The sequence below is a fragment of the Mesorhizobium sp. M7A.F.Ca.AU.002.02.1.1 genome (assembly GCF_003998535.1).
Taxonomy (GTDB): domain Bacteria; phylum Pseudomonadota; class Alphaproteobacteria; order Rhizobiales; family Rhizobiaceae; genus Mesorhizobium; species Mesorhizobium ciceri.
In genome coordinates, this window is sequence record NZ_RZPB01000683.1 from 1 (window position 1) to 3,254 (window position 3,254).

Below are 3,254 nucleotides of genomic sequence, written 5' to 3' on the forward strand. Positions count from 1 at the left end.
GGATGCAACCGGTCGCGAAGACGCTCCGGATCTGTTGGGCCAGATCTACACCATCCCCTACCAGGTGCTGGAGCCCGACCTCGCTTTCATCGTCGATGGGCCAACGGGCGCCGCGGGCTATCTGCTGGGTGCAAAAGACACAAAGGCTTTCAATGCAGGCCTGGCAGCAAAGTGGTATCCGCGCCTTCGCGCGCAGGTGACCGATCCCGGACCCGACCGCGCACGCTGGAGCGGCAGCGACTGGGCTCGCCACCAGATCCATCATCGCGACTTCACCATTCCGCCGGCCCTGGCTGCCTACCCTTCGCACGGTCATATCGACCTTTTGTCGCAAGCGCGTGGCAAAGGCATCGGCCGGCGGGCGATGGCTTTTCTCGAGCAAAGGCTCGCCGCGCTCGGTTCACGCGGGCTTTGCCTCGAAGTGATGCCGGACAATCACAACGCGCTGCGCTTCTACAGGGCCATCGGATTCGCGGTGTTGCGGGAGCCGGGATTGCCGGACCACAGCATCTATGTCGCCAAACGGCTGACAACCGCACCGGAGATCGTGCGCACCGGAGATCGTGTGAATGGTGGGCGATGACGGGCTCGAACCGCCGACATCTTCGGTGTAAACGAAGCGCTCTACCAACTGAGCTAATCGCCCGCTCCGGGCCGGACCTTTAAGCGGTCAGGGTCCGCTTCGCAAGGCCAAATGAGCGCAGGACGCCCTGGTTGGATGCCGGTTTTGCCAACAAAACGCCGGCTGTCAAAAAACCTTCTCCTGTTTGCTGTTATGATGGTTTGGTGCGCTTGACACCCGGTGGCGAACCCCTTATCCAGCGCCCCAACGACGAACACGGCTGACACGTGTTCGCCATGCGCGGGTGTAGCTCAGTTGGTTAGAGTGCCGGCCTGTCACGCCGGAGGTCGCGGGTTCGAGCCCCGTCACTCGCGCCATTTCTCTCAAGGGTATCAAGCCCTTGGCTTTGGAGAAATGTCGACATTGATTGTCAAAAATGTTGTCTTGCAAGAGACCTGAGGTCCAAGAGACCTGAGGTCACTCAGGTCCGTTCGGCCCGTGCAGACGTCTTGCCGCGCAAGATCATCCTCTCGCCAGCAGCGCCTCGACCTCCTGCAGCGTCGGCATGGATGGCGCAGTCCCTGGCCGGGTCACCGAGATTCCGGCGACGGCGCAAGCGAAGCGCACCGCCTGCAGCGGTTCCACGCCCCTCGAAAGTGCTGCCGCAAGCCCGCCATTGAAGGCATCGCCTGCCCCCGTGGTTTCGACCACCGGGCCGGCACTGACGGCTGGAACATGGTCGGAGCGATTTTTCGAGTGCAAAAGCGCGCCCTTGTCGCCGAGCGTGACGATGACTGTGCCGACGCCCTTTTCGAGCAGACTGTCCGCAGCGGCTCGCGCCTCGTCGACCGAGGACACCTTCATCCCGGTCAGTTCCTCCGTCTCGGTCTCGTTGGGTGTGAAGTAGTCGCAGAGCGTGTAGATGCGGTCGGGAAGCTTTGCCGCAGGGGCCGGATTGAGGATCGTCGTCACCCCTGCCCCACGCGCGATCTCCAACGCCCGCATGGCTGCTTCGATCGGCTGTTCGAGCTGCGTGACAAAGACGCCGGCATTGCTGATCAATGCGGCATTGGCTTCGATATCGGCTGGAGAGATCAGCATGGCAGCACCGGGGCTGACGATGATGGCGTTGTTGCCGGTGGTCTCCTCGACGAAGATGTAGGCCGCGCCGGTGTAGCTTTCCGGCGTGTCGATGACGGCATCCTTGACGCCCGCCTGCGTCCAGGTCTGCCTGGCCATGTCGGCGAAGGGGTCTACGCCGAGGCGGGTGAGGAAGGTGACGTCGGCGCCGAGCTTGCCGGCGGCCACCGCCTGGTTCGAGCCCTTGCCGCCGGGACCCAGCGTGAAGGATGTGCCGAGGATCGTTTCGCCCATGCGCGGCTGCCGCTGCGCCCTGTAGGCGGTGTCGGCGACGAACACACCCAATATGACGACCGGCTTGCCCGAAGCCATGCCGCTACTCCGCATCCGGCGGCACGACGCCCTTGCGGAAGGCGAAGCAGCCATAGAAGCGGCGTTCGCCGGTCTGGATGACACAATAGGCTTGTTTGGCGCGCTCGTAGAAGGCGTAGCGCTCGACCGCGATCATCGGCCACGACTTGCCCTCGGCCTTATCGACTTCCTTCTGCACTTCCTTCTGCACTGCAGGAATCTCGTCCGGCTTGCCGACGATTTCCATGCGCGCGGCCGAATCGTCGACGAACGTGTCGAGCGGGTAGAGCGACAGCACCGCCTTGACCACTTGCGCGGCCGAGGCATCGATGCGCAGCACGCGGCCGAGCGCCGTCTGGCGCGCCACCGAATCGGACGGAAAATTGGTGTCGGCGATGATCAGATCATCGCCATGCCCCATTGCCCGCAATGCCTGCAGCACGTCGGCATTGAGCAGCGGGTTGATGCCTTTGAGCATGGTATTCCTCGTGAGTTGGGATCAGAGACGCTTGCCGGTCTCTGCGTCGAAAAGATGGATCTGGTCGAGCCTTGGCTTCAGCTTCAGCGTATCGCCCGGCTTGAAGTCGTGGCGCTCGCGAAACAGCGCCACCATCTCGCCTTCGCCGAAGCGCAGGAACACCAGCGTTTCCGAGCCGGTCGGCTCGACCACCGAAATCTTCGCCGGCACGCCGTCGGGATGGATCTCGAGGTGCTCCGGTCGCACGCCATAGACGACCGCTTGACCGTCCTGCGCGGCATTGCCCGATCCGATCGGGAACAGCGTGCCTGCGATGTCGACACCGGGCTTGTCGCCCTTGCGCATGGTGCCCTTGAGCAGGTTCATCGAAGGCGAGCCGATGAAGCCGGCGACAAACAGGTTGGCCGGGCGGTCGAACAGTTCCAGCGGCGCGCCGACCTGCTCGATGCGGCCGTCGCGCATGACAACGATCTTGTCGGCCATGGTCATGGCCTCGATCTGGTCGTGGGTGACGTAGATGGTGGTGGTCTTCAGCCTCTGGTGCAGTTCCTTGATCTCGGTGCGCATCTGCACGCGCAGCTTGGCGTCGAGATTGGACAGCGGCTCGTCGAACAGGAACACCTGCGGATTGCGCACGATGGCGCGGCCCATGGCCACGCGCTGGCGCTGCCCGCCGGAAAGCTGGCGGGGATAGCGCTTCAGATAGGGATTGAGGTCGAGGATGTCGGCGGCGCGCTTGACCCGCTCGGCGACCACGGCCGGATCGGTTTTCCTGAGCTTTAG

Annotated in this window: 4 protein-coding genes and 2 tRNA genes; 2 read left to right on the forward strand and 4 right to left on the reverse strand. The window is 63.5% G+C overall.

Annotated elements, in window-relative coordinates:
- The coding region (locus EN879_RS29325) for a GNAT family N-acetyltransferase (protein WP_164774648.1) at positions 1–583 on the forward strand (583 nt) is incomplete at its 5' end.
- On the opposite strand, the gene EN879_RS29330 is transcribed toward EN879_RS29325, so the two are convergent.
- A tRNA-Val gene (locus tag EN879_RS29330) sits at positions 571–646 on the reverse strand. The two genes, EN879_RS29325 and EN879_RS29330, sit on opposite strands and share 13 nt — an antisense overlap.
- A 216-nt stretch (positions 647–862) precedes the next feature.
- On the opposite strand from EN879_RS29330, the gene EN879_RS29335 reads away from it, so the two are divergent.
- Positions 863–939: transfer RNA gene (locus EN879_RS29335), tRNA-Asp, on the forward strand.
- Positions 940–1,084: 145 nt separating this feature from the next.
- Here EN879_RS29335 and rbsK read toward each other — a convergent pair.
- The 3 genes from rbsK to EN879_RS29350 form a co-directional block, all read right to left on the reverse strand.
- The gene (gene rbsK, locus EN879_RS29340; protein ID WP_063167793.1) at positions 1,085–2,014 is read right to left on the reverse strand and encodes a ribokinase; all 930 of its coding nucleotides are present in this window, start codon (positions 2,012–2,014) and stop codon (positions 1,085–1,087) included.
- 4 nt (positions 2,015–2,018) lie between these two features.
- Positions 2,019–2,471 carry an RbsD/FucU family protein gene (locus EN879_RS29345; RefSeq protein ID WP_027162392.1) on the reverse strand — a complete coding sequence of 151 codons (453 nt, stop codon included), beginning with the start codon at positions 2,469–2,471 and terminating at the stop codon, positions 2,019–2,021.
- Positions 2,472–2,492: 21 nt separating this feature from the next.
- Positions 2,493–3,254 (reverse strand): TOBE domain-containing protein (locus tag EN879_RS29350; RefSeq protein ID WP_127274424.1); only part of this gene is annotated, 762 nt, incomplete at its 5' end.

Excerpts from the sequence above, each read along its gene's own strand:
- rbsK (WP_063167793.1), bottom strand. The coding sequence starts at position 2,014 with ATGGCTTCGGGCAAGCCGGTCGTCATATTGGGTGTGTTCGTCGCCGAC.
- EN879_RS29345 (WP_027162392.1), bottom strand. The coding sequence starts at position 2,471 with ATGCTCAAAGGCATCAACCCGCTGCTCAATGCCGACGTGCTGCAGGCA.